Annotated in this window: 24 protein-coding genes; 13 read left to right on the forward strand and 11 right to left on the reverse strand. The window is 54.7% G+C overall.

Annotated features, from left to right (window positions below):
* Window positions 1–49 precede the first annotated feature (49 nt).
* The 3 genes from argF to ACXAIA_RS00125 form a co-directional block, all read right to left on the reverse strand.
* A complete protein-coding gene (argF, locus tag ACXAIA_RS00115) occupies window positions 50–967 on the reverse strand; it encodes an ornithine carbamoyltransferase (RefSeq protein WP_475348225.1) in 918 nt (305 codons plus the stop codon).
* A 22-nt stretch (window positions 968–989) separates the two neighbouring features.
* A complete protein-coding gene (locus tag ACXAIA_RS00120) occupies window positions 990–2,147 on the reverse strand; it encodes an acetylornithine transaminase (protein WP_475348226.1) in 1,158 nt (385 codons plus the stop codon).
* A gap of 232 nt (window positions 2,148–2,379) precedes the next feature.
* Window positions 2,380–3,189 (reverse strand): ABC transporter permease, encoded by an 810-nt coding sequence (locus ACXAIA_RS00125; protein WP_475347548.1) that lies wholly within the window; start codon window positions 3,187–3,189, stop codon window positions 2,380–2,382.
* A gap of 85 nt (window positions 3,190–3,274) precedes the next feature.
* On the opposite strand from ACXAIA_RS00125, the gene ACXAIA_RS00130 reads away from it, so the two are divergent.
* From ACXAIA_RS00130 to ACXAIA_RS00150, 5 genes are all read left to right on the forward strand, one after another.
* Window positions 3,275–3,991 (forward strand): regulatory protein RecX, encoded by a 717-nt coding sequence (locus tag ACXAIA_RS00130; protein WP_475347549.1) that lies wholly within the window; start codon window positions 3,275–3,277, stop codon window positions 3,989–3,991.
* Window positions 3,992–4,279: 288 nt separating this feature from the next.
* On the forward strand, window positions 4,280–5,239 hold the full coding sequence (locus ACXAIA_RS00135; protein WP_475347550.1) for a hypothetical protein: 960 nt from the start codon (window positions 4,280–4,282) through the stop codon (window positions 5,237–5,239).
* Window positions 5,240–5,330: 91 nt separating this feature from the next.
* Complete coding sequence (gene arsC, locus ACXAIA_RS00140) at window positions 5,331–5,666, forward strand: arsenate reductase (glutaredoxin) (RefSeq protein ID WP_475347551.1); 336 nt, start codon at window positions 5,331–5,333, stop codon at window positions 5,664–5,666.
* Between the two features lie 216 nt (window positions 5,667–5,882).
* Window positions 5,883–6,251, forward strand: coding sequence for a CidA/LrgA family protein (locus tag ACXAIA_RS00145; protein ID WP_475347552.1), 369 nt, complete (start codon window positions 5,883–5,885; stop codon window positions 6,249–6,251).
* Window positions 6,248–6,973 (forward strand): LrgB family protein, encoded by a 726-nt coding sequence (locus ACXAIA_RS00150; RefSeq protein WP_063085879.1) that lies wholly within the window; start codon window positions 6,248–6,250, stop codon window positions 6,971–6,973. Before ACXAIA_RS00145 ends, ACXAIA_RS00150 begins: the two co-directional genes overlap by 4 nt.
* Before the next feature lie 77 nt (window positions 6,974–7,050).
* Here the strand turns inward: ACXAIA_RS00150 and ACXAIA_RS00155 are convergent, their stop codons facing one another.
* Window positions 7,051–8,754, reverse strand: a complete 1,704-nt coding sequence (locus ACXAIA_RS00155; protein ID WP_475347553.1) for a methyl-accepting chemotaxis protein — start codon at window positions 8,752–8,754, stop codon at window positions 7,051–7,053.
* A gap of 451 nt (window positions 8,755–9,205) precedes the next feature.
* Window positions 9,206–9,676 (reverse strand): hypothetical protein, encoded by a 471-nt coding sequence (locus tag ACXAIA_RS00160; protein WP_475347554.1) that lies wholly within the window; start codon window positions 9,674–9,676, stop codon window positions 9,206–9,208.
* A gap of 159 nt (window positions 9,677–9,835) precedes the next feature.
* Between ACXAIA_RS00160 and ACXAIA_RS00165 the strand changes: the two genes are divergently transcribed.
* The gene (locus ACXAIA_RS00165; protein WP_475347555.1) at window positions 9,836–10,309 is read left to right on the forward strand and encodes a MarR family winged helix-turn-helix transcriptional regulator; all 474 of its coding nucleotides are present in this window, start codon (window positions 9,836–9,838) and stop codon (window positions 10,307–10,309) included.
* Here the strand turns inward: ACXAIA_RS00165 and truA are convergent.
* Together truA and ACXAIA_RS00175 are read right to left on the reverse strand one after the other, a co-directional pair.
* Entirely contained in the window at window positions 10,303–11,049 is a 747-nt protein-coding gene (gene truA / locus ACXAIA_RS00170) for a tRNA pseudouridine(38-40) synthase TruA (RefSeq protein ID WP_475347556.1), read from the reverse strand. The genes ACXAIA_RS00165 and truA overlap by 7 nt on opposite strands.
* An 83-nt stretch (window positions 11,050–11,132) precedes the next feature.
* On the reverse strand, window positions 11,133–12,353 hold the full coding sequence (locus ACXAIA_RS00175) for an argininosuccinate synthase (protein ID WP_475347557.1): 1,221 nt from the start codon (window positions 12,351–12,353) through the stop codon (window positions 11,133–11,135).
* A 288-nt stretch (window positions 12,354–12,641) separates the two neighbouring features.
* Between ACXAIA_RS00175 and ACXAIA_RS00180 the strand changes: the two genes are divergently transcribed.
* Together ACXAIA_RS00180 and ACXAIA_RS00185 are read left to right on the forward strand one after the other, a co-directional pair.
* On the forward strand, window positions 12,642–13,358 hold the full coding sequence (locus ACXAIA_RS00180; RefSeq protein WP_475347558.1) for a M48 family metallopeptidase: 717 nt from the start codon (window positions 12,642–12,644) through the stop codon (window positions 13,356–13,358).
* A 12-nt stretch (window positions 13,359–13,370) separates the two neighbouring features.
* Window positions 13,371–14,000, forward strand: coding sequence for a LysE family translocator (locus ACXAIA_RS00185; RefSeq protein ID WP_475347559.1), 630 nt, complete (start codon window positions 13,371–13,373; stop codon window positions 13,998–14,000).
* Window positions 14,001–14,082: 82 nt separating this feature from the next.
* Here ACXAIA_RS00185 and ACXAIA_RS00190 read toward each other — a convergent pair whose 3' ends face one another.
* Window positions 14,083–14,988 carry a LysR family transcriptional regulator gene (locus ACXAIA_RS00190; protein WP_475347560.1) on the reverse strand — a complete coding sequence of 302 codons (906 nt, stop codon included), beginning with the start codon at window positions 14,986–14,988 and terminating at the stop codon, window positions 14,083–14,085.
* 186 nt (window positions 14,989–15,174) lie between these two features.
* Here ACXAIA_RS00190 and ACXAIA_RS00195 point away from each other — a divergent pair, with 186 nt between their 5' ends.
* From ACXAIA_RS00195 to argE, 4 genes are read left to right on the forward strand one after another with little or no spacing between them, the layout of a single operon-like run.
* Entirely contained in the window at window positions 15,175–16,164 is a 990-nt protein-coding gene (locus tag ACXAIA_RS00195) for a Bug family tripartite tricarboxylate transporter substrate binding protein (protein WP_475347561.1), read from the forward strand.
* Window positions 16,165–16,216: 52 nt separating this feature from the next.
* On the forward strand, window positions 16,217–16,744 hold the full coding sequence (locus ACXAIA_RS00200; RefSeq protein ID WP_475343652.1) for a tripartite tricarboxylate transporter TctB family protein: 528 nt from the start codon (window positions 16,217–16,219) through the stop codon (window positions 16,742–16,744).
* Window positions 16,745–16,762: 18 nt separating this feature from the next.
* Complete coding sequence (locus tag ACXAIA_RS00205) at window positions 16,763–18,265, forward strand: tripartite tricarboxylate transporter permease (protein ID WP_475347562.1); 1,503 nt, start codon at window positions 16,763–16,765, stop codon at window positions 18,263–18,265.
* A gap of 28 nt (window positions 18,266–18,293) precedes the next feature.
* Entirely contained in the window at window positions 18,294–19,457 is a 1,164-nt protein-coding gene (gene argE, locus ACXAIA_RS00210; protein ID WP_475347563.1) for an acetylornithine deacetylase, read from the forward strand.
* A gap of 286 nt (window positions 19,458–19,743) precedes the next feature.
* Here the strand turns inward: argE and ACXAIA_RS00215 are convergent, their stop codons facing one another.
* Together ACXAIA_RS00215 and ACXAIA_RS00220 are read right to left on the reverse strand one after the other, a co-directional pair.
* Window positions 19,744–20,166 (reverse strand): hypothetical protein, encoded by a 423-nt coding sequence (locus tag ACXAIA_RS00215; protein WP_475347564.1) that lies wholly within the window; start codon window positions 20,164–20,166, stop codon window positions 19,744–19,746.
* Between the two features lie 152 nt (window positions 20,167–20,318).
* Complete coding sequence (locus ACXAIA_RS00220) at window positions 20,319–21,239, reverse strand: EamA family transporter (protein ID WP_475347565.1); 921 nt, start codon at window positions 21,237–21,239, stop codon at window positions 20,319–20,321.
* Between the two features lie 146 nt (window positions 21,240–21,385).
* On the opposite strand from ACXAIA_RS00220, the gene ACXAIA_RS00225 reads away from it, so the two are divergent.
* Window positions 21,386–21,850, forward strand: coding sequence for an Lrp/AsnC family transcriptional regulator (locus ACXAIA_RS00225; RefSeq protein WP_475343637.1), 465 nt, complete (start codon window positions 21,386–21,388; stop codon window positions 21,848–21,850).
* Window positions 21,851–22,089: 239 nt separating this feature from the next.
* Here ACXAIA_RS00225 and ACXAIA_RS00230 read toward each other — a convergent pair whose 3' ends face one another.
* The gene (locus ACXAIA_RS00230) at window positions 22,090–24,105 is read right to left on the reverse strand and encodes a transglycosylase domain-containing protein (RefSeq protein WP_475347566.1); all 2,016 of its coding nucleotides are present in this window, start codon (window positions 24,103–24,105) and stop codon (window positions 22,090–22,092) included.
* Between the last annotated feature and the right edge of the window lie 162 nt (window positions 24,106–24,267).

Consider the following 24,267-nt stretch of genomic DNA (forward strand, 5'->3'; position numbering starts at 1 on the left):
AACATCGCTGTCCGCCCCGAAAATCATGATGCTTATTTAATCTGCATCCTCAGGATGGCAAGCCGTTAAAGCAGTATAGCAGAACCCCTTTCTGCGCATGCAGACGGTTTTCGGCTTCGTCAAACACCACCGACTGCGGCCCGTCAATCACCGCATCGGTGACTTCCTCGTTCCGGTGGGCTGGCAGGCAATGCATGAAGATCGCATCATCCTTGGCCTGTGCCATGGTTGTCTCGTTGACCTGATAGGGCGAAAGGGCCGCCATGCGGGCATCGTAATCTTCATCACCCATCGAAACCCAGCAATCGGTCACCACCACATCGGCATCGGCCAAGGCGCTGTCCATATCGGTCAAACGCACTTGGCCCCCCTCGGCATTCGCACTTTCAATCAGGCCCTGATTGGGGCGATAGCCCGCCGGGCAGGCCATATCGAGTGCAAAGCCGAATTTCGGCGCGGCATGAATGAACGATGCCGACACGTTATTGCCATCGCCAAGCCATGCGAATTTAAGGCCCTCAAGCGTGCCTTTATGTTCCTTGATGGTCATCAGGTCGGCCATGATCTGACACGGGTGACTCTGATCGGTCAGGCCATTGATCACCGGCACGGTGGCGTATTTCGCCATTTCGTGCAGTTTGGATTCATCTGTGGTCCGGATCATGATCGCATCGACAAAGCGCGACAGAACGCGCGCCGTATCGGCAATAGTTTCCCCGCGGCCAAGCTGGCTGCTGTCGGCATCAAGCACAACAACATCACCGCCAAGCTGGCGCATGCCGACTTCGAACGACACGCGTGTGCGGGTCGAAGGTTTTTCAAAAATCAACGCCAGCGTCTTGCCCGCCAGCGGCTTGTCCCCAAACGGGGCGTTGCCGGCCTTCTCAGAGTCGCCGAGTGCAAGAATGTTCATAAGCTCGCTTGCCGACATTTTGTCGAGATCGAGGAAATGGCGAATATCAGTCATCATCAGTCTTCCTTACGCGCCCTTATTTACCAAGGGCGGCTGCGGCTGCATCAATGGCAACCAGCGCTTCGTCAACATGGGTTTTGGTGATGTTGAGTGGCGGCAACAGACGCACCACATTGTCACCTGCGGGCACCGTCAAAAGGTTCAGCTCACGCAGTTTGGCGACAACATCAACATTGGCCGGCTTGGTTTTCATCCCCAAAAGCAGGCCCATGCCACGCACTTCTTCAATAAAGCCCGGATGCTTGCGTTCAATCACATCAAGCCCGTCATGGATCAGGCGGCTCATTTCCAGAACATGGTCCATGAAACCGGGACGCAGAACCTCATCAAGCACCGCATTGGCAGCCGCCGTCGCAAGCTGGTTCCCGCCAAAGGTCGTGCCATGCATGCCCGGTGAAAACGCCGCTGCTGCCTTTTCATTGGCAAGCAGTGCGCCAATCGGGAAGCCACCGCCAAGCCCCTTGGCCGAGGATACGATATCGGGCTCCATGTCCGACCATTCATAGGCAAACAGCTTGCCCGTCCGGCCGATACCGGTCTGAACTTCGTCAAACATGACCAGCATGCCGAACTCATCGGCCGCCTTGCGCACACCTTCAAGGTATCCTTCCGGCGGACGGCAAATGCCGCCTTCACCCTGGATCGGCTCAAGGATGATCCCGCCGGTATTGGGCGTGATCGCATTGCGCAATTCATTAAGGTTGCCAAACGCCACACGGTCAAACCCGTCCGGCATCGGACCGAAACCTTCGCGGTATTTCTCGCTATAACCGGCAGTCAGGGTGCCAAGCGTTCTGCCATGAAACGCATTGGTCGCAACCAGAATGCGGTTCTTTTCCGGATTGCCCGCCACATGCTGATAGCGACGCAGCATCTTGATGCCCGCCTCATTTGCCTCGGCCCCGGAATTACAGAAAAACACCGTATCGGCAAAGCTGTTGGCAACCAGCCGTTCGGCCAGTTTTACCTGACCGGGCATCTGATAGAGGTTCGAGGTATGCCAAAGCTTGCCAACCTGCTCAGACAGTTTTTCCACCAGATGCGGGTGCGAATGACCCAGCGTATTCACGGCAATACCCGACCCGAAATCAAGGAATCGTCGGCCGTCCTGCGCATAGAGATAAGGTCCTTCACCTTTCTCAAAGGCCAGATCGGCCCGCGCGTAAGTCGGCATGACGGGAGTAATCACTTTCTTATTCCTCAATTCGGGTAAAATCACATTCCTGACTATCTGGTCAGGTTCCAGCAGACTGCTGGGAAGCCGAGGAGTATCAAGAGATTCATACCCCCTGTCAACGTCGCAAAAAGCACTTAGAACGCGGATTAGGAAAAGGTCATCAAAATGAAAAAAGGACGGTCTTCATTCTGAAGCACCGTCCTTGTTTTCCGAGCGATCAGAAGTCGCCCTAGGCCTTGAGCTTGTAGCCGCTCTTGATCATGCGATAGCACAGCATCCAAAGTGCGGCATTAACCAGCGCCAGAACGACAACACCAGTCATGATCGTGCCGTCCGAAATCCCGGTAAAGCCATAGCGGAACCCGTCAATCATGTAGAAGAACGGGTTGAAATGCACCAGGACCTGACCGGCTTCCGGCAGGCTTTCGGCACTGTAAAACGTACCCGACAGGAACGACAGCGGGGTGACAACAAAGTTGGTCACAACCGCGATATGGTCAAATTTCTCCGCCCAGACGCCGCCGGCAATTCCCAAAAGCGCCAGCATCAGGGAAGCCGAAACACCGAAATACAGGATCGCCCAGATGTTATGGATCGCGACATCCACAAAGAATGACATGAAGATCGCGGTCACCAGACCGACAACCACCCCGCGCGTCACCGCGCCAAAGGCAAAGCCGGCAACCATTTCACCGGCAGATAACGGCGGCATCAGGATATCAACGATGTTGCCCTGAACCTTTGCAATCGTGATCGAACTCGATGTATTGGCAAACGCGTTTTGCACCATGGTCATCATGATCAGACCAGGTGCCAGGAAGGTGGCAAACGCAATACCGTTCACCGTTTCAACAGCACGGCCAAGGGCCAACAGGAAAACAGCAAGAAACAGCAGGCTGGTCACGACCGGCGCTGCAACGGTTTGCAAATATACATTTAAAAACCGGCGGACTTCTTTGGCATAAAGTGTCCAAAGCCCAAGCCAGTTCACAGCCCCCATATGACGCGGGGCAAGAGCAGCTTGCTCTGACTTGTTCATGGAATTTCCTTCGGAAAAATGCAGACAATTGCGCGTAAAATAGGGAGAGTGGGGGCACACTTGCAAGGGTGTGAATTCATTCATAATGGCAGCCATGCGTAACAATCATCGCCAAAGCCCGGAAACCAGCGACTCTGAGCCGGAAAAAAAGCCCGGCGGCAATGCGCGTTTTTCCGCTCCGCGCGACAAAAAGTCCAAAGATCAGAAGCGCGAACCCAAACGCCCGCGCAAGGTCACCCGTGACTATCTGATGAATTACGCCACCTGGTATCTCGAACGCTTTGCTGCCTCACGCGCCCGGCTTGAAAAGCTCATGCGCTCTAAAATCCGCCTTTCCATCGCCGAATACGGCACCGACCCCGATGAAGCCGTCGAATGGATGAATTCGGTTTTATCGGCCTGCGAGAAGGCTGGCTTCATCAATGACGATGCCTACGCCAAGGGCCGCGCGCGCTCCCTGCTTAGGCGCGGCAAGGCACTCCGCGTCATTGCTGCTGACCTGTCATCGCGGGGCATCGCCAGCGATCAGATCGATGCCGCCTTGACCGAGCTTAAAGCCGAAGCCGAAGACGCCGCCTATGAAGAAGTGCGCGGCACCGATCCCAACATCGCCGCCGCTGCGGCCTATGCCCGTCGCCGTCGCCTTGGCCCGTGGCGCCGCCCGGACATCCGCGAAGAAAAACGCGACAAAGATATGGCCGCTCTCGCCCGTCAGGGCTTTGGCTATGACACCGCCACCCGCATCATCAATAGCGAGATCGAAGAACTCGAAGACCTGCTGTCGATGATTGACGGAATTTGATTGCATCCCCAAAGCCGGGTATCAATGAACAAATCCATTTTGATACGGAGACCCAAACATGATGGTCCGCATCTACCACAATCCGCGCTGCTCGAAATCGCGCCAGACCCTGACATTGATAGTGTGCGTGACGGTGATTTGATAGAAGCACATTCCACCCATTCACGAACAATGGAACGCCCAAATATCGTCGGTAGGGACAAGCTGGCACTCGGCCACCCGCCAGAAAATATTCTAGAAATCCTCCAGAATCTTCTAACAAGAAACTGGGTTTTCAAGGAGAGTAGTATGAAAGCGGTTGTCGCATCCCTTATATTTCTAGTGGTTCCTTTCTTTGCGATTTCGGCGCCTGCAGACTGCGGGAAAAATATTGAAGAAATTTTTTCTGGTGGCAATGTACCTCAACCTGATCAGATGCGCTCATGTGTTGAAGATGGATCAGTTGAAGACAAATCTTATCTCCAATCATTATTCTTGATTGGACTATTAGACTTCAATAATTACGATATAAATATTAATGATGTATTATCTGATGAGAATTCCTCATCATCTTATAAGTCATATTTAATTAGCAATTATATTACTAAAGACATAGATCTGGCAGAACATTATTTTTTATCTTCGATCTCAAAAAAATCTAAGTTTGCACATAAAGATCTCGCAATATCTATTGTGAAAAGAAATTATGATAAAATAGAAAAGTCATCCAGTTTTGCAGGATTGTATGGGGTAAATTACTACCTAGCGCTAAGCATATTAGACTACTCTATATCACAAGAATGTGCACATAATTACATTGTAATACCTTATCAATACAAGAAACGTATCGAAAAAATATTTTACGAATCCCCTTACATATCGCAATCATACACATTCCTGAAGAACGTTGATTGCTACAAAAATAGCGAAAGATCTATCGATTTTATCGAAAACTTGGGATCAACGGATGGGTTTTTCTTCACAGAATTGTCTGCATATTTGAACACAGTTGACTATGAAGAGAAAAATTACAGTTACGCCAATACATTAAAATGGATAGAGAATAATTTGTCTTTATACAGCAACTCACCTCTACACTGGTGCCTTGAAAACATATCAGAAAATTTAAGAGAATCCGAAAAATGCTTAAAATATGCGTTCTTCGATGACTACGTTTGTTCTTCCTATTCTGAAATAGGCCAAGAAAGTGGTTCCTCTGAATTTGTTTATGGCGCGTGTCGCTATGCTCAAATAAAAAAACAGCGATAAGTTTATTGCGGCCCTTACCCAGCGCAGATTTGATTGCGTCTGCAAAGACCGTTATCCAGCACCGAACCCATTCTGATACGGAGACCCAAACATGATGGTCCGCATCTACCACAATCCCCGCTGCTCGAAATCGCGCCAGACCCTGGCGCTGATCGAAGAACAGGGCATCACGCCCGATGTGATTGCCTATCTCGACACCCCGCCGACCCCGCAGGAGCTGTCGGGCATCCTTGATATGCTCGGCATGAAACCCGAAGACATCCTGCGCAAAAAAGAAGCGCGCGAAGAAGGCATTGCCGATCTGCGCGGCGATGAACTGATCGAAGCCCTCTGCGCCCATCCGCGCGCCCTTGAACGCCCGATTGTGGTCAATGGCAACAAAGCCGTTCTCGGCCGCCCGCCCGAAAACGCGCTGGAAATTCTGTAACGCCGCCATCAACAGGTTCCTGCCTTCGCGGGAACGACAGAACAGTTGGTGTCATGCCCGCGCAGGCAGGCACCCAAACAGCGCTGAAAACAAACGATCTCAAACGCCTGTGCCACATCGGCACGGGCGTTTTTCGTAATTAATAAAAGTCGAACATCCTCACAGCTATTATGTCTTGCGCAGAAAAACATGCATGTACCTGTGGGGAGGTCGTCGATGATTGCTGCTTTTGCCCTGATCCTTGTCTGCCAGCTATTTGGCGAAGTGGTCTCGGAACTGTTTGATTTACCCGTACCCGGGCCAGTAATTGGTCTGGTGTTGCTGTTTGTCGGACTTCTGATCAAACGCAACCCGCCCAAGGTGCTGACCGATGCGGCCGACAATCTGCTGATCCATTTTTCCTTGCTGTTTGTGCCGGCCGGTGTGGGCGTTGTGACCCAGATTGATCGCCTCAAGGGGGACTGGCTGCCGATTTCTGCGGCCCTGATCATCTCCACCCTGCTTGCCATGGTGCTGACCGCGCTTTTGATGTCGAAATTGCTGCCCAAAGCCAAACCGGGTGAGACGCTGGAGGACGGGCAATGAACGAGACCGATATCACCCAGCTTTGGGTTTACCTGTCGGCCAAGCCGCTCACGGGTCTCACCATCACCCTTGTCGCTTATGCCATTGGTTTCTGGCTTTATCAGAAAAGTGATCGCAACCCGATCTGCAACCCGGTGGTCATCGCCATTGCCCTGATTGCCCTGTTGCTCAAAGTCACCGGCACGCCCTATGCGACCTATTTCGAAGGCGCGCAGTTCGTGCACTTCCTGCTCGGGCCGGCCACGGTCGCACTCGCCGTGCCACTATTCCGGCAGACCGAAACGCTTAAACGTGCTTTGCCGGTGATTGCCTTTGGTGTTCTGTTCGGGTCCCTGGTCGCCAGTGCCAGCACGGTCATTCTGGCCTGGGCACTGGGCGCAAGCCCCGAAACGCTGGCCTCATTGGCACCCAAATCGGTCACAACACCGGTCGCTATGGGCATTGCCGAAAATATCGGGGGGGTGCCGGCCCTCACCGCGGTCTGTGTGATTGCGACGGGCATTGTTGGCGCCACCCTTGGCCCGATGGTGATGAATATGGCCCGTCTCAAGGATTGGCGCGCACGCGGCTTTGCCATGGGCGTTGCATCGCACGGCATTGGAACCGCGCGGGCATTCCAGGTCAATGAAACCGCCGGTGCCTTTTCCGGCCTCGCCATGGGCCTCAACACACTGGCCACGGCACTGACCATCCCGTTCCTGTGGCACTGGATATTCGGGTAGTTACAAAAAAGGGTGGGCCCTGACGAACCGGCCCCACCCTTTCTGCTCGTATCCCGCTTAAACGGATTTTTTTGTGATCAGCCGGCGCGCAATTGCGACAGGAAGTCCGAGACGGTTTTTTGCAGGCTGTCGACCTGGTTGACCAACGCCCCGACCGTTTCATCAAGTTCGCCTGCGGCTTCGCCGCTGCTGTTTGCCGCTTCGTTGATCTCATTGATGTTTGAAACCACGTCGATCGAGCCTTGCGAAGCACTCGTCGCACTGTTGGCAATCTCGTTAACAGCCGCGTTCTGCTGGCTGACAGCGGATGAAATGCTGGTTGCAATCTCGTTGATCGATGAAATGGTCTGGGTAACCTTTTCGATCGCTTCAACCGTCAACTTGGTTTCATCCTGGATCGCCCCGATCTGCTGGGCAATCTCGTCAGTCGCCTTGGCCGTCTGGTTGGCAAGGTTTTTCACCTCTTGCGCAACAACCGCAAAGCCCTTGCCGGCTTCACCGGCACGGGCCGCCTCAATCGTCGCATTCAGCGCCAGCAGGTTAGTCTGGGCAGCAATGTCATTAATCAGGCTGACAACCTCACCAATGCGTTCGGCGGCTTCGGCCAGACCGCCGACCATTTCGTTGGCCCGCGATGCTTCACCCACAGCTGTTTCGGCAATACTTGTCGATTCCTGAACCTGACCACCAATCTCGCTGATCGATGCCGAAAGTTCTTCGGTTGCCGAAGCCACGGTCTGGACGTTGCGTGCCGAATCGTTGGCCGCTTCCGACACTTTGTGGCTTTGGCGAACAGTATGATCAGCGGATTCACGCATCAGTTCGGTTGACTGCTGCATGCCACTTGAAGCCTGGCGCACAGAAGCCACGATCTGGCCGATAGACTGTTCAAGTTCCTGGGCCAATCGGTTGCGCTGATCAATCTGTTCCTTTTGTACACGCTTTTCAGCCGCAAGGCGGGCAGTCTCCGCTTCCTCGATTTTCTCCGCCGTCTCACGCCAGCGCAAAAGACCATGGGCAATCAAGCCAATTTCATCCTTGCGCTCGGTATAGGAAACTTCCTCCGAGAAATCGCGTTCGACAAAGCGCGAAATGGTCTGCCCCAGATCTCGAAGCGGCCCCAACTGCCAGCGCAGCAACAAGAACAGGAATACGGCAGAAGCGACAGCAACGATCACACCGACAATCGCAATACGGGCTTGAATCTCGCTGGCGACCGCGGCAACTTGGGCCTTTTCGATGCCGACATACAGGATACCCAACGTATCGCCCGACGGTGATGTGATCGGCGAGTATTGCGTCACATATTCCGTGCCCAGAATAAGTGCTTCGCCCCGGAATGTGTTGCCCGACATGATCGGCTCATAGGCCGCACTGCCCTTGCCCAACATCGTACCAACCGCACGTTTGCCATCCGGCTTGATGATGTTGGTCGAGACACGTACGAAATCCTGCTCGGCCGGAACAAAGGCAAACACGGTTGCCGTCTGGCCGGTGGTGGTCCCGATCTGGTCAATCAATTCGTGCGATGACAAATCCGGAATTTCCGGGATCACCAGATTGGTGGTCTCACCGTCTTTACTGATCTGCATCGAGAAATCAGGGTAATGGTCGCGCAAAATCGTGGAAGCCACACGCATGTTAAGCTTCTGGGATTCCAGACTGTCGCTTGCAACCTTCTCATCAATGCGCATCATGATCAGCAAGCCCAGCAACACAATGCCGCCAATCAGAATGGCAACGGCAGCCAAAGCCACCTTCAAAATCAGACTTTTCGACATACTCACTCTCACTTCAGTTTGACGACCCGAAAGGTGGTCGGCGCGCGTCATGGAATTTGTGCATTAAAACCGGATCTTAAGTGTCCGGATGAATCTGTTTTATATTGTATTAAATATCATAAATTAAACTTTCGTATACAACTAAACTTTTGATCATATACGCCGCGACTTATATCTAGAAGTTAGTCCTCGCAGAGGAGATAGCCCCTATATTTCATGCTTTTAGGGACTATACATATCGTCTGACACGTATAGTTCTCTTTGAGCTCGAGTCAGATATGGGGATTGGTTTTGAAAAAACGCGAAAAATTTTGCGTTGAATGTTGAATTCGATCTTCTTCATCGAAGACGCCATTTTCCCTATCCATAAACCGGACCCGGTAAAACCAAACCCGCCAGGCGGAATTGCCTTCGCGGCGGATTGGGACAAGGGTGTCATGGAAAATGGGGCTTAGACCCGCAGTGTTTTGGGACGTTCACCGCGCAAACGCATCCCGTCATGGATATTCAGACCAATCAGATAGATATTGATGGCCCCGGCCAGAAGCTCGATCCCCTGTACCGCGACAAAGATACTGTCAAAGCGGCCCTGTTGGGCCAAAAGTGCCAGCGTAATCGCCGATGGCGCCAGAATCAGGACACCATTGGCCGCAATCATCTGCATGCGACGCAATTTGGTTTTTAAAATCCCTTTGGGGTTTCCCCCTGACAGGGCAAAGCCCGACCCGCCTGTGGTGATCAATACCGGGATCAACCCGATCAAACCCCAGGCAATCGCGGCCTTCACCAACGTGATCTCGCTGGTGTCTCCGCGCAGTTCGACAATAACCGTCGCCAGCCAGAAAGTGGCGATAAAACCAAGGGCCGCCAACCCGGCAACACGATGCAGGTAGGGCAGCACGGAACGATAGGATGTGGACATCGAAATCTCTCATGTAAGGGGGAAGATCACGATGTGGCGCCACACTCGTTTCCTGCCATGAACCGACCAAATAAAACACTCGCGACCGGTCGGGTCATTGCGTAAGGTAGGATATTAAATAGCATACTATGTATTATATAGCAAGCTATGTATTGTTGAATGCGAGAAGCTGTTATGCCGCTAAACCGCCACCAATCTGCCGGATACATGACCAACTGGGCCGCACGCCTGTTTGCCCGCGCCATTGACCAGAAACTCAAACCGCTGGGGATTAGCAGCGGCTATCTGCCGGTGTTCTTTGCTCTGGCCGATGGCAGTACCCGCACGCAAAAACAGCTGGCCCGCGATGCCGGGATCGAACAGCCCACCATGGCGGCAACACTAAACCGCATGGACCGCGACGGACTGATCTGCCGCGAAAAGGACGCAGAAGACCGCCGCATCACCCATATCCGGCTTAGCGATGAGGCGCGCGAAAATGCCAAGGATATTCAGGCCATCGTCGATCAGGTCAACGAAACCGCCCTTTCGGGATTAAACAGTCTGGAACAACGGGTGTTTCTTGATGCGCTGGGCAAGGTCACGGCATCTCTTGCCACGGCCGAGGATACGCCCAAGCCTGATGATCAGTAATCGACCTTGACGAAATAAAGCCCATCGGCCGGGGCGGTTGGGCCGCCCGCGGCACGGTCGCAAGCCTCAAGCGCATGCTTGACGTCAATCGGCTTCCAATTGCCCTTTCCGACCAGAACAAGGGTGCCAACCATATTGCGCACCTGATGATGCAGGAAAGACCGGCTTTCGGTATGGACCCGAATTTCCAGCGGGTTTTCAATACTGCGCGTGACTTCAAGCTTTTCAAGCGTCTTGATCGGGCTCTTCGCCTGACATTCGGTTGCCCGGAAGGTGGTAAAATCAAACGTGCCGATCAGGTGTTGGGCCGCTTCATTCATCGCATCGACATCAAGGGGTTTGTAAATACCCCACGCCAGGCCAGCCTCAAAGGTCAGCGGTGCGCGGCGATTGATGATGCGATACATGTAGTAGCGTTTCTTTGACGAAAACCGTGCGTGGAAGTCCTCAGACACTTCCTCGCACACCTTGATCGCCACCGGATCGGGTTTGAGATGATGATTGATCGCGTTCATCACCGCATCGCGCGGGTAATATTTCGGCAGATCGAAATGCACCACTTGGCCTAGCGCATGCACCCCGGCATCAGTTCGGCCCGAAACATAGACGCGCACAAATGTCCCGACGAACTTTTCGATCGCGGTCTCAAAGACCTTCTGAACCGAAATCACTTCGTCCTGGTACTGCCAGCCATGATAAGGCCGGCCATCATATTCGACGGTGCATTTATAGCGTTGCATGCGGGGTCTTATATCGCCTGATCAAAAAGAAAACGAGGGGCAATCATGCCCCTCGTTCGCGATCCATCACAGCAGATGCGTGATTATTTCAGATCGTCATTGCCATAGCCAAGACGCAGGCGCAGGGCATTCAGCTTGATAAAGCCTTCGGCGTCATGCTGGTCATAAACCGTGTCTGCTTCGAACGTGACGTGTTCTTCCGAATAGATCGAGTTCGGCGATTTACGGCCGGTCACCGTGACATTGCCTTTATAAAGGTCAAGGCGCACGGTGCCGTTAACAGAACGCTGGGTGTCGTCGATCAGGCGCTGCAGGGCCTGACGTTCCGGCGACCACCAGTAACCGTTATAGATCATCTCGGCATAACGCGGCATCAGCTCGTCTTTCAGGTGACCGGCGTTACGATCAAGCGTGATGCTTTCCATCGCACGGTGCGCGGTCAAAAGGATCGTGCCGCCCGGGGTTTCGTATACGCCGCGCGACTTCATGCCGACATAGCGGTTTTCAACCAGATCAAGACGACCAATACCGTTTTTACCGGCCAGCTCATTCAGCTTGGTCAGCAAGGTCGCCGGGCTCATGCGTTCGCCATTGATGGCAACCGGGTCACCTTTTTCGAACTCGATTTCAATCGTGGTGATCGCATCCGGTGCGTTCTGCGGCGAAACGGTACGGACAAACATGTTTTCGTCCGGCTTGAGCCACGGATCTTCCAGCGCCTTGCCTTCATAGGAAATGTGCAGAAGGTTGGCATCGGTCGAATAGGGCGGCTCATCGCCACCGGCCTTGTCGGCCGAAATCGGAATCTGGTGTTTCTGGGCAAAGTCCAGAAGTGCTGTACGCGAATTCAGATCCCATTCACGCCACGGCGCAATCACCTTGACGTCCGGCTTCAGGCCATAATAGCCAAGCTCGAAACGGACCTGGTCGTTGCCCTTGCCGGTCGCACCGTGCGATACCGCGTCGGCGCCGACTTCCTTGGCAATCTCGATCTGACGCTTGGCGATCAATGGCCGCGCGATCGAGGTGCCGAGCAGGTAAACACCCTCATACAGCGCATTGGCGCGGAACATCGGGAAGACATAGTCACGGACAAATTCTTCACGCAGATCTTCGATAAAGATCTGTTTGACGCCGAACATCTCTGCCTTTTTACGGGCCGGCTCAAGCTCTTCGCCCTGGCCGAGATCGGCGGTGAAGGTCACGACTTCGCAGTTATACTGTTCACGAAGCCATTTCAGGATGATGGAGGTATCCAGACCGCCTGAATAGGCAAGGACGACCTTTTTGACCTGATCGCTCATTGGAGTGACGCCTTTCTTTTTCACTACACTTCAGGGGCAGCCAAACATGGTTGGTTCCTGCCCCTGCCACAGACGCAATCCATTGATTGCGTCAGGCCCCGGATCGCCCTGAAGAGGGCTCCGTCGGCTCTTTATATAAAGCCCGCAGATTTTATATAAAGAGCCCTAGACCTTGAGCGCGGAGTATAGGAAAACACTACTAAGGGGCAAGACCCAAGATGGGCTTGGCTCCAAAAAGGCACAAAAAGATCGCACTTTTTGCCAAGCTTTTGGAAAAATCCGCACCGAATGCTCAAGAATACCGAAGAAACCGAGATCGATCTGCCCAAAATCGGCCCGTTGCCGGTCCGTTTGAGGCCCAGTGCGCGCGCGACGCGACTCAAACTGCGCATCGATCCGACGTTTGATGGCGTTGAAATCGTCGTGCCCAGCGGGGTGTCGCGCAAGATGGCGATTTCGATGCTCCATCAGCATGGCGACTGGGTCACCGCCCATATGCAACGCCTGCCCGAACGGGTGCAATTTGCCCCGGGTGCGTGGATTCCGTTTCTGGGCCACGATCACGCCATTCGCGCCGTGCCCGATGCCAAGCGCGGAGTCTGGGTCGAAGCCGGAGTCATCTGGGTATCAGGCCAGCCCGAACATACCAACCGCCGGGTGACGGATTTCCTCAAAAAGCAGGCCAAGCTTGAAATCGCGCCACGTGCGCATGCCTATGCCGAGCAGATCAATAAAAAGGTCAATCGCATCTCGCTCAAAGACACCCGTACGCGCTGGGGAAGCTGCTCGTCATCTGGCAATCTGTCCTTTAGCTGGCGGCTAGTGCTGGCCCCGGAAGATGTGCTGGATTATGTCGTGGCGCATGAAGTGGCGCATTTGCAGGAACTTAATCACTCTGCCCGCTTCTGGGCCGTGGTCGACGATCTTTATGGCCCCTCGAAAAAGCAGCAACACTGGCTGAAGAAACACGGACCGGCCCTGCATCGCTATGGTGCCGGAACCTGAGGTACGCGAATTATGCTGATCCCCTTGGAAACACTGGCAATTTTTATCCCCACCGCTCTGGCGCTCAATATGACGCCGGGCAATGACATGCTGTTTTGTCTGGGTCAGGGCATCAAATCGGGCCCCGCCGCCGGCAATGCGGCGAGCTTCGGGATTGCCACCGGGGCGCTGATCCACACAGCCTTGGCCGGGCTTGGTTTGGCGGCCCTTGTTGCGGCCCATCCAGTCGCACTTGATGTGTTGCGCTGGGCCGGAATTGCCTATCTGGTGTGGTTGTCGATCGGGGCGTTTCGAAGCACAGACCAGCACCTAAAACCCGCACAAACCAAGCGTTCCAGCGCACTCACAGCATGGCGGGACGGGATTGTGGTGAACTTGCTCAATCCCAAGATCATTGTCTTTGTGCTGGCGTTTATTCCGCAGTTTGTCGATGCGGCGCGTGGGTCGGTTTTGGTGCAGTTTCTGATTTTCGGGCTGATCCTGAATATCGGCGGGACGATTATTAATTGTCTGGTTGGCAGTTTTGCCGGGAAAATCGGACAGGTTTTGTCGCGTTCAGCCAGGATTACCCGCGCCTTTCAGATCGCCACGGGTTGTATCTTTTTGGGGCTTGCCGCCAAGCTGGCCTTTGACCGGAAATAATGAACAATAATGTCCATTATTCAAATTCAGTGAATAATGGCTAATTTCCGGCCATCGTGGCAAAACCGGCTAAATCAAATCCTCATACAATACAGCCGCTGGCGCGCAGATTTGGCAATTCAGCACGCAGGAATGCGAGGAAGCTTTTTTCCACCGCACTCAGTTCGCGTGAGGACGTAAACAGCGCGACATCCCATTCGATGGTTGGCGTGAGCGTGCGGGCAACCACCTTGTCGGTGTCAACCAGAAGGGCTGCGAAGGGATCACTGACCGAAATGCCGACATTGTGTTCAACCAGGCGCGAGATGGTGCGGATGGTGCGCGCCTCGACCGCGATTTTGCGCGGCCAGCCGGCAATCTGGAAAATATAGTCGATCTTGGTGCGCAAGGGCGACCCGATAGAGAGTTCGACAAAGTCCTCGCCGCGCAGCAAATCGATATCGATAGTTTCAAACTTTGCCAGCCGGTGATCGACCGGCATCAGACAAACCGCGCGTGATTGCGCGAGTGGCGTGATCAGAACATCCGGGTCCTGCAGATCAAGGGTAATGCCGATGCCAAGATCGCACTGGCGGGTCGAAATCATGTCGAGCATACCTTCAAGGCCCGTATCGGTAATACTGATCGAAACGTTGGGGTGGGCCTGTTTGAACTTTGCAACAACATCAAGAAGATAGGTATCGACATAGATCGGCTGGGCGGCGATGCGGATGGCACCGAGCTGATCATTGGCAATCGCACGCGCCTGGGTTTCTACTTCTCGAAACGCATTCAGCGATCGCAGCACAGTTGCGTGGAACTGCTGGGCCTCGGAAGTCGCGGTCAGCTGATTGCGCTTGCGCGTAAACAGTTCAAACCCCACAGATTTTTCAAAATTGTTGAGCAACCGGCTGACCATCGGTTGCGAGATATTCATCGCCTGCGCCGCACCCGTCACAGAACCGTGAGTCATGAAGGCATTGAAGCTTTCGAGTTCGCGCAGTTTCATCGTGCTGTCCCAAATCCGGATATTGTCGGCAATCGACCGTTCAGTATGTATTTTAGTTATACTGGAATTAATTTTTTGCGTCACCGGTTATGGTTTGTCTATGCAGGAGGCAGAAAAACAAAAGACAGAGTGAAAACCCGTCTGAGCTCCGGCAATCCTGCCACCACCATCCAGGGAGACATGAAAATGTTTCAACAGCTCAAGAAAGCAGCCGGGATAGCTGCCGCCATCCTTGCGACCACAACCATGATTTCGACCGCCCAGGCTGACGCCTATCCTGAAAAAGCCGTGACGCTGGTCGCACCGTATGGTGCTGGCGGTGCATCTGACCTGGCAGCCCGTGCGCTGGCAGAGACCGCAGGCAACTATACCGGCGGGCAGCCGGTTGTTGTTGTCAACAAAACCGGTAATGGCGGCATGAATGGCGCGCGCTTCGTTTCCGAAGCCGACCCGGATGGCTACACCCTTCTTCTGTCGCGTGTCGGCATGGCGCTTTATCCGGCCGTTTACACCGACAGCCCGGTTGGCTGGGATGCCTACACCTTCCTTGGCATGCTTGAAGCAACCCCGATGATCCTGGCGGTCAATGCCAATTCCGACATCCAGACCATCGACGAGCTGCTTGCCAAAATCAAAGACAGCAATGGTGCCACCACCTATGCCGCATCCGGCCCCACCGCGATTGACGGCTTTACCGTTCAGGCGCTTCTGTCTGACGTTGGTCTGGACCCGCTGACCGCTTCCACCCTCGTGCCATATAAAGGCGGCTCTGCTTTGGCCGCTGCCCTTCTTGGCGGTCACGTTGACTTCCTCGCCATTGCAGCAGGTTCGCTGATGCCCCATATCGAAGCCGGTAAAATGCGTCCGCTGATGGTTTATTCGCCGAAACGTATGGCAGCCCTGCCGGACGTTCCGACCGCCAAAGAACTGGGTTATGCCCAGGCCGGTCAGGTTGGCGGCTGGAGCGGTTTGTATGCTCCGAAAGGTCTTCCGGAAAACGTCGTTGCCAAATGGACCGAGATCCTGGGTCAGGTTGCAACGGATGAGCAGTGGCTTGACCTTGCCGCCAAGCGTGGTTCGACCTCGATCATTGGTGATCAGGACCCGGCCGCCTTCGTCAAGAGCCAGTTCGAGCTCTATAACGGCATGGCCAAGAAGTTCGGCTACATCCAGTAAGCTGACGTTTTCTGATATCCTTTAATTCAGACTTTTGATGCGAGACGGAACCATGAACCAAAATCGCGATTTTTATGCCGGACTGGTGGCCACGGTGTTCTTTGCCGTCATCCTGTTCGTTCTGATCCCGATCTATGTGAAGGTTCCGTCTTTCATCCCGGGCTTTGCCCCGCCGCCTGACATGTGGCCGCGCGTGGTCGCCGTGATCGGGCTGGTGATGGGTGTGCTTGCGCTTGTTCTGGCCTTTCCGAAAATGCGCGATGCCAGCCGCGATCAGGTCGCGGGTCTTGGCAGCCGCATCCTTGGCAACAAGACCCATCTGATGCGTTTCGGTGCTGTGCTGATTTTGTTTGCCGCCTTTGTCTATGGCATGCCGCTGATCGGCTTTGTCCCGGCGACGGTTTTGATGCTGGGCGCGCTGTTCATCATGACCGGCAATTTCGAACGCAAATTCTGGATGATCGGCCTTTCGATCATCTTCCCGGTCTTGCTTTATCTGCTGTTTACCAAAGTCACACACACGCCCTTCCCCGAAGGCAAGCTGTTGTCTTTCAGCCTTTCTGACCTCGTAACACTTTAACCGAGAGCCCCATCCGTTATGTGGAATGAATTGCTTTATGCCTTTGAGGCGGTCGCGACCCTTCCCAACTTTCTGGCGATGTTTGCCGGGATCTGGGCCGGTGTGATCATTGGTGCCATTCCGGGCATGACCGGAACCATGGCCGTGACCCTTGCGCTTCCCTTTACGTTCTATCTGCCGCCGGTCACCAGTATTTTGCTTCTGGTTGCGCTTTATAAGGGGTCAACCTATGGCGGGTCGATTTCGGCCATTCTGATCAAGACGCCGGGTACGGCATCAGCCGCCTGCACGGTGCTGGATGGCTATCCGCTGGCGCGTGCGGGCAAGGGTGGCAAGGCGCTGAACATGGCGCTGGTTTCAAGCTGTATCGGCGACTTTATTTCAAACATTTCGCTGTTCTTCCTGGCCATTCCGCTGGCGACCTTTGCACTGCGGGTTGGTCCGCCGGAATTCTTCATGCTGATGGCGTTTTCGCTGACCATTGTGGCGAGTATTTCCGGTCGTTCGCTGGTTCTGGGCATCATTTCGGCCTGCCTTGGTCTGCTTCTGGCAACGGTTGGCGAAGACATGTATGGCTCGTTCCGCTTTGCGCTGTCTGAAGACATGAAATCGGGTCTTGGCATGGTGCCGGTTCTGATCGGTCTGTTTGCCCTGCCTGAACTGATCAAGATGGTCGTGTTCCGCCCGGAAGATAACGCCGCCGCCCTTAAACTTGGCGACAACCGCCTGTCGCTGTCGGAGTTTCGCGGGTCGATCAAATCGATTTTCCGGGGATCGATCATTGGCGTGATGCTGGGCGCAATCCCGGGCATTGGCCCGTCGACCGCTGCGTTCTTTTCCTATAGCGAAGCGCGCCGGACATCGAAAAACGGCGACAAGTTCGGCGAAGGTGAGCTTGAAGGTATTGCTGCGTCCGAGTCTGCAAATAACGGGTCGTGCGGTGCGACGATGATCCCGCTTCTGGCCCTTGGTGTGCCAGGCGACGTGATTACCGGTGTGATGCTGGGTGCGTTCATGATCCACGGCCTGACGCCGGGACCGCTTCTGTTCCAGAACAATCTGGGCGATGTCTATGCGCTGTTTATCGGCATCCTGTTTAGTTCGGTCTTCCTGTTTATCGCAGGCAAGGCGACGGCGGGTGCCTTTACCAAAATCTCGCGCATTCCCCAGACGCTGCTTTTGCCCTGCATTCTGATCCTGTGCGTTTATGGCATCTATTCAATCGGGGCGAGCCCGTTTGATGTCACCGTCCTTCTGGTGATGGGTGTGGTCGGCTTTGTCATGATGTTGCTCAACATCCCGGCAGCGCCGTTCCTGATCGCCTTTATCCTTGGCCCGATGTTTGAAGACAATATGCGCCGCTCGCTTGCGATTTCGCGCGGGGATCTTGGCGTCTTCTTCCAGTCATGGATTTCCTGGGGCTTCTTTGCCCTGACCGTTCTGTTCGTCATTCTGACCATTCGCCGCGAATGGAAGAAATGGCGTGACAACCGCAATGCCGATGCGGCATCCGCAAATTAAATCGAGCAAAACAATGTCCAAGCCAAACATGTCCCGTCTCCACAATGCCATTGATCTGCTTGGCAAACTGGTGGCGTTCGACACGACCAGCAAAAACTCCAATCTTGGTCTGATCCATTTCGTCCGCGACTATCTGGCCGAATACGGCATTGAGTCGACCCTGATCCATGACGAAACCGGGCAGAAGGCCAACCTTCTGGCAACCATTGGTCCAAAAGGGGTGCCCGGTATCGCGCTTTCGGGCCATACCGATGTGGTGCCAGCGCTTGAAACCACCTGGGTCAGCCCGGCATTCGAGCTGACCGAGCGGGATGGCAAGCTTTATGGCCGTGGTGCGGCGGACATGAAGGGCTTTTCAGCCTGTGCGCTGGCGATGATCCCGGAACTGGTCAAACGGGATCTTGAAATCCCGTTCCATCTTTGCCTGTCCTATGACGAGGAAGTCGGCTGCATCGGGGTTGGATCGATGGTCGACCATCTGGCCGCGATGGATACGCCACCGCGTCTGGCGGTGATTGGCGAGCCGACCGACATGAAAGTGATCAACGGCCAGAAGGGCAAATATTCCATGCGGGTTGGTGTGACCGGCACGGCCGGACACAGTTCCTTTGCGCCCAACCACGTCAATGCCATCGAATATGCGTCACGTGCGATTAACCTGATCGCCGAGAAAGCCCGTGAGTTTGAGACAAACGGCCCGTTTGACGAAGATTTCACCGTGCCGCACAGCACGATGCTGACCACGACGATCAGTGGCGGGACGGCGACCAACGTCACCCCGGAATATTGCGAATTCACCTTTGAAATCCGCCATCTGCCCGAACATGACGCCGAAGCGGTGATTGCCGATCTGCAGGCCACCATCATGGACACCCTTGAAGGGGAAATGAAGGCCAAGGCGGACGAGACCGGGTTTAGCTTTGAGAAGATCTTTTCCTATCCGGGGATGGGCGATTGCACTGATGCCGAAGGTTTTGAGTATGTGCGCAATGTCATCCCGGAGATTTCCGGCAAGGTATCCTACGGATCGGAAGGCGGCGTGTTTGAAAAGCAGGGCAACATCCCGTCGATCATTTGCGGCCCGGGCAGCATCCGTCAGGCCCACAAGCCCAACGAGTTCATTGAAATTTCGCAGATCGAGGAATGCCTTGAGTTCCTTGACGCGCTCACCAATCAGGCCATAGCGGCCTGATATCTCACCATGACGAAGCGCCACCCGCACCGTCAGTCGGAACCCTGCAGCCCGTCTCCCTTACCGATGCTGCGTCCCGAGGGTTCCGACAGGTGAGAAACTCCCGACCACATCCTCCCCCGATGTGGTCAAAGCAAGCCAAACTCACGACCGGCTCGATTTTCGATGCCGGTCTTTTTTTTATGGTTTTAGCGGAAAGACGGAGAAATAAATCTGTCCCCTTTTTTCCTTTCAGGAGATCAAGCAAACCTATTGAAATGGGTGAAAACACCGTCCACCAACAGATTTATCTAAATAAATTAGAATGTTTTTTAAAATAACTAACCAAGCATTTGTAATAATTATAATAAATACCGTCTGTAACAACCATCGAAAAATTTATAACCATACCATCCACATCAGAAAGACCAACAATTGCGCAAGATCTATTTGAACTCACAAAATCATCAATATTGCCACGATTAAAATCTTCATTTCTGCCTAGAGATGATATTAGATTGTTGAAATCTAGTTCACTTTTGGAAAACCATATAACATATTTCCCACCATTATCTTCTAGAGAAACCTCTCCTTCGCCCAAAACCAATCCATTTATTAAACCAAGAATAAAATAGGAAACACCTCCTCCATAAACCCCGTAAAATCCGCCAAACTCGTCAGGATGATCATATAAGTCACCCAACTTCATTTCTTCTCCTTCAATACTCACATAGCGCTCCTCAGATTGAGCCTCCGCCGGCAAAGTAACGAAGATCAATAACAGCGCAGCAAACAAACGTCCGAACAAACCAATCACCTTCTCTTAGACTCTCACCACGATACCGCAACATCGGGCCAAGCACATATTCTAGTGGAAAGAATCTAACATTTGGAACGCCCGGTTTCTTGTGGCTCTGCCGGGACGGGCATTGGTGCGGGTTTGTGAACGGCGACGCCTGTCATGACAAGGACCACGCCCAGGACATCGACAGCGCTTGGAATTTGGCGCAGGACAATTGCACCGATGATCGTGGCGGAAGCCGGCAGGAGGGCGAGCAGGAAGGCGAAGCTTGCGCGCGGCAGACGGGCCATCGCCAGCTGATCGCAGACATAGGGGATAACCGACGAACAGATCCCGACACCAATCCCGGCCATCACCAGCAAAGGTGCGCCGAAGGCGTCGAGCGCTTGCAGGAACCCGATTGGCATTACGAAGATGAAGGCCGCTGTCATGGCCGCCCCCAATCGTTCCACACCACCGGACGCGCCGCCTTCGGAAATCTTGTGACCGAGGATGATGTAGAGAACGAAAAGCGCGCCGTTCAGCACCGCCCAGAACAGGCCGAGCAGGTCGGACATCAGTGCAGGGCCGCCGGCCGCCATGAGTGATGGCACGTCGATCAGAAGCGCCACACCGATGACGGCGAGGGCGAACGCCAGATAGTTGCGGCCGGTGCGCAAACCCCACAGCGCGATCCCGATGGTGCCGACGAATTCAATGGCAGCAACCAGCGAAATCGGAAGCCGGTCAAGTGCCAGATAGAAAGAGCTGTTCATCACGGCAAGGCAGCCGCCAAGGGCAAGAAACAAAACACGCTCGCGGGGTGATGCGTTCTTGAAGGTGCGCCAGGGCTTCGTGATCGGTGCGAAAATCAGGGCTGCCGAAGCAATGCGGAACCAGGCAACGCCAAGCACGCCAACGACCGGGAAAAGCAGGACGGCGAACGCCGGTCCGAGATAATGGAAGATGGCGGAAACGCCGAACCAGGCGTGTGGAGGAACGGCCTCGGACATGCGCGACATGGCACCGGTGGCGCCGGGGGCGTTGGTGAGGACGGGTTTTGGAGGGGCTTGATTTGTCATACCCCTACAATACAAGGTATAATCGGATCGCAATATGGAGATCATATATCCCACAGGCGATATTACATGCATGAAAGAAGGAAAAAATGACCAATAACCTTCGATCAGAAGAAACCGGTCTTGATCGCATCGACGCCGCAATTCTGCGCGAGCTGTGTGCCGATTCCCGCATTCCGCGTGCCGAGTTGTCGCGCCGCGTTGGCCTGTCTGCCCCGAGTGTTGCGGATCGTGTGCGGCGTCTTGAGGATGTCGGCATCATCACGGGGTACGGCGCACGCATTGATCCGGCCCGGCTTGGCTATGGCCTGACCATCCTGATCCGTGCGCGGCCGCTGCCGGGTGAAATGAAGAACATGATCAAGGCGATCCAGGAAACCCCGCAGATCGTCGCCTGTGATCGTGTTTCTGGCGAGGATTGCTTTGTCGCGCGCGCCCATGTCCGTGACGTAGCCGAGATGGAGGCGGTGATTGACCGGATCGTGCCATTTGGTGCGACGAACTCTTCCATCGTTCAGTCGTCACCGGTTGAAGAGCGGTTGGTGGAACTTTGAGCAAGACCCGTTCGTCACTCGATACCGGTCTTGTAAGGGATGCATTCACATCAGATTTTCTTGGTGAGAAACTCAAACGTCATTCCGGGCGAAGCGGAGCGTAGACCCGGAATCCATGCAGCGTTGCAACCGTCGTGGATTCCCGCCTTCGCGGGAATGACGAACAACCGGGTTGGGTTTGAACGAAAACAGGCGGCCCGAAGACCGCCTGTAATTTCGTTAAAGACACTTGAGGGGCCTTACTGCTTGGTATTGCCCGAACTGTAGCCAGCGGTGAAGTCGCGCCAGCTGTCGTCCTCGCCGATCTTTTTCGAGCGGGCCAAGGCCGCCTTGCCAAGCGATCGGACCGGGATGTTTTGGTGGGCATGCAGCATGAAATCACGCCAGAGGGCGGCCGGAAGGCCACCGCCGGTGACCTGTTCATCCATCGCGCTGCCATCGTCATTGCCCATCCAGATGCCGGCCACCAGATCGGAGCTATAGCCGATAAACCACGCGTCGCGGTAATCGGAAGTCGTACCGGTTTTGCCCGCGGCCGGGCGGTCGATGATGGCGTTGCGCCCGGTGCCCTTGGAGACGACCGATGCCAGCATGTTGTTCATTTCCCCGGCATGGAGCGGGTTCATCAGACGGACCGGGAAATCGTCATAGCGTTCATAAAGCACTTCGCCGCCCTTGCCGGTGATCTTGCTGACGGCGTGTGGGAAGACGGCAAAGCCACCATTGGCAACGATGGCATAGGCGCCGGTAAGTTCGAGCATCGAGACTTCGCTGGTGCCGAGCGCCAGGCTTGGTTCGGGTTTGAGTTCCGATGAAACGCCCATGTCACGGGCCTTTTTGATGACCTTATCAAGGCCGACTTCGAGTGAGAGTTGGACTGCGATCGAGTTGTTCGAGGTTGCCACCGCATCACGGATCGACATGGTGCCGTGATGTTTGCGATCAAAGTTGCGCGGCTCCCAGCCGTCAATGACGATCGGTCCGTCGCGCATCCAGTCGTTCGAGCCAAAGCCGTTTTCAAGCCCGGCGAGATAGACAAACAGCTTGAAGACCGAGCCCGGCTGACGGCGGGCCTGGGTCACGCGGTTATACTGGCTTTCATAGTAATCGCGTCCGCCCACCATGGCGCGCACCGCCCCGTCTGGCGTCATGGCCAGAAGGGCGGCCTGCCCGACATGGTGGGTCTTCGCACCGTTACTGGCGAGCGCACGGTGCAGGTTTTCTTCGGCGATTTCCTGCAGACGGGAATCCAGTGTGGTGTGGACCAGAAGATCCTGATCGACATAACCGACATAATCGCGCACGCGATCCAGCACCCAGTCGGCGAAATAGCGCACACCCGGCCCGGCCTGTGCGGCGCGCGCGGTGCGGACGCGGGTCTGTTTGGCGCGTTCGGCCCGTGCCTTGGTCAGCGCCCCGGTTGATGCCATCGCGGCGAGAACAACATTGGCACGATCGGCCGATAGTTTTGGATCGACCATCGGGTTATAGCGACTTGGCGCCTTGGGCAGGCCGGCCAGAACGGCGGCTTCGTAAAGGTTCAAGCGCCGCGGGTCCGTGCCGAAATAATGACGCGCGGCGGCATCGATGCCATAGACACCCGATCCGAAATAAATCCGGTTGAGATAGAGCGAGAGGATCTGTTGCTTATCGAATTTGAATTCCAGCCAGAAGGCCATCAGGACTTCTTCGATTTTACGGCCAAAGGAACGTTCAGGTGACAGGAACAGGTTCTTGGCCAGCTGCTGGGTGATGGTGCTGCCGCCTTCGGCGATGCGCCCGGCGGTGACGTTGGCCCAGGCAGCCCGCATGATGCCGACGATATCAATGCCGAAATGGTCGTAAAAACGGCGGTCTTCGATGGAAACAAAGGCCTGGGCGACATATTCCGGGAGGTCGCGGACCTCGACCGGATTGCCATAACGGTCGCCATAGGCCGCGAGGTTCTGGCCATCGATGCTAATCACGCGGATGGACGGTTTGCGTTCGCTGGCGACATTAAAGCTGACCTTGTCGGTCAGGCCATAGCCGTAATAGGCGATGACGCCACCGCCAAGCACCATGACCCAGATAAAGCCCAGAACGATGAATTTTGCAATCGCTTCGGGGCCCGGGATCATATCGCCGAGGCGGGCAAAAAGACTGCCGCCTTTCTTGCCCGAGCTGCTGACCCGTTTTTTGGTCTTTTTGGAACCCTTCGATCCCTTTGATCCCTTACGGACACTTTTTTGTCTTTTGAATTCTCTTTGCGCCACAAACGCACCTATCGGTCTGGTCCGGGTTTTGCGCACACAAACCGGCCTGTCATACCAACGCAACCCCAACTTGCGTCCGACAGGCGATCGCGCCGCATTTTCCGGCGTATTTCAGTTTTTATGTCCCAACCGAGGAGGGAGTCCCCCGTCTCCCCGTTATGC

The sequence above is a fragment of the Thalassospira sp. ABL2_045 genome (assembly GCF_056161285.1).

Coding starts and splice junctions, on each gene's coding strand:
- ACXAIA_RS00220 (WP_475347565.1), bottom strand. CDS start 21,239: ATGTCGCGCATGTCCGAGGCCGTTCCTCCACACGCCTGGTTCGGCGTT.
- ACXAIA_RS00160 (WP_475347554.1), bottom strand. CDS start 9,676: ATGTCCACATCCTATCGTTCCGTGCTGCCCTACCTGCATCGTGTTGCC.
- ACXAIA_RS00155 (WP_475347553.1), bottom strand. CDS start 8,754: ATGTCGAAAAGTCTGATTTTGAAGGTGGCTTTGGCTGCCGTTGCCATT.
- ACXAIA_RS00190 (WP_475347560.1), bottom strand. CDS start 14,988: ATGAAACTGCGCGAACTCGAAAGCTTCAATGCCTTCATGACTCACGGT.
- argF (WP_475348225.1), bottom strand. CDS start 967: ATGACTGATATTCGCCATTTCCTCGATCTCGACAAAATGTCGGCAAGC.
- ACXAIA_RS00145 (WP_475347552.1), top strand. CDS start 5,883: ATGATTGCTGCTTTTGCCCTGATCCTTGTCTGCCAGCTATTTGGCGAA.
- arsC (WP_475347551.1), top strand. CDS start 5,331: ATGATGGTCCGCATCTACCACAATCCCCGCTGCTCGAAATCGCGCCAG.
- ACXAIA_RS00165 (WP_475347555.1), top strand. CDS start 9,836: ATGCGAGAAGCTGTTATGCCGCTAAACCGCCACCAATCTGCCGGATAC.
- truA (WP_475347556.1), bottom strand. CDS start 11,049: ATGCAACGCTATAAATGCACCGTCGAATATGATGGCCGGCCTTATCAT.
- ACXAIA_RS00180 (WP_475347558.1), top strand. CDS start 12,642: ATGCTCAAGAATACCGAAGAAACCGAGATCGATCTGCCCAAAATCGGC.
- ACXAIA_RS00120 (WP_475348226.1), bottom strand. CDS start 2,147: ATGCCGACTTACGCGCGGGCCGATCTGGCCTTTGAGAAAGGTGAAGGA.
- ACXAIA_RS00200 (WP_475343652.1), top strand. CDS start 16,217: ATGAACCAAAATCGCGATTTTTATGCCGGACTGGTGGCCACGGTGTTC.
- ACXAIA_RS00135 (WP_475347550.1), top strand. CDS start 4,280: ATGAAAGCGGTTGTCGCATCCCTTATATTTCTAGTGGTTCCTTTCTTT.
- ACXAIA_RS00225 (WP_475343637.1), top strand. CDS start 21,386: ATGACCAATAACCTTCGATCAGAAGAAACCGGTCTTGATCGCATCGAC.
- ACXAIA_RS00125 (WP_475347548.1), bottom strand. CDS start 3,189: ATGAACAAGTCAGAGCAAGCTGCTCTTGCCCCGCGTCATATGGGGGCT.
- ACXAIA_RS00150 (WP_063085879.1), top strand. CDS start 6,248: ATGAACGAGACCGATATCACCCAGCTTTGGGTTTACCTGTCGGCCAAG.
- ACXAIA_RS00185 (WP_475347559.1), top strand. CDS start 13,371: ATGCTGATCCCCTTGGAAACACTGGCAATTTTTATCCCCACCGCTCTG.
- ACXAIA_RS00130 (WP_475347549.1), top strand. CDS start 3,275: ATGGCAGCCATGCGTAACAATCATCGCCAAAGCCCGGAAACCAGCGAC.
- ACXAIA_RS00175 (WP_475347557.1), bottom strand. CDS start 12,353: ATGAGCGATCAGGTCAAAAAGGTCGTCCTTGCCTATTCAGGCGGTCTG.
- ACXAIA_RS00195 (WP_475347561.1), top strand. CDS start 15,175: ATGTTTCAACAGCTCAAGAAAGCAGCCGGGATAGCTGCCGCCATCCTT.
- argE (WP_475347563.1), top strand. CDS start 18,294: ATGTCCCGTCTCCACAATGCCATTGATCTGCTTGGCAAACTGGTGGCG.
- ACXAIA_RS00205 (WP_475347562.1), top strand. CDS start 16,763: ATGTGGAATGAATTGCTTTATGCCTTTGAGGCGGTCGCGACCCTTCCC.